The 266-nt window shown below is 46.6% G+C and carries 1 protein-coding gene; it reads right to left on the minus strand.

Features of this window, described 5'->3' with window-relative positions; genetic code table 11:
- On the minus strand, positions 1-266 hold a 266-nt coding region (locus SB725_RS31700; RefSeq protein WP_410923401.1), incomplete at both ends, for a sigma 54-interacting transcriptional regulator.

Consider the following 266-nt stretch of genomic DNA (forward strand, 5'->3'; position numbering starts at 1 on the left):
GAGAAACAGCGTGCCGCCATCTGCCTGCTCAAACAAGCCTGCTGTATCCTCCGCGCCTGTAAAGCTCCCTTTTGTCGTACCGAACAAAGTGCTTTCCAACAAGGTTAGCGGAATAGCGCCACAATTTAAAGAGATAAATGGTTTTTCATACCGATCGCTCAAGTTATGTATTGCCTGCGCAACTACTTCTTTCCCTGTGCCTGTCCGCCCATAAATCAATACGGTTGAGCCTGTTTTCGCGATTTTCTCAATCTTCTTCTTGATTG

This window comes from Pseudomonas sp. SIMBA_041, from assembly GCF_046535095.1.
In the GTDB taxonomy this organism is placed as follows: Bacteria; Pseudomonadota; Gammaproteobacteria; order Pseudomonadales; family Pseudomonadaceae; genus Aquipseudomonas; species Aquipseudomonas mucoides.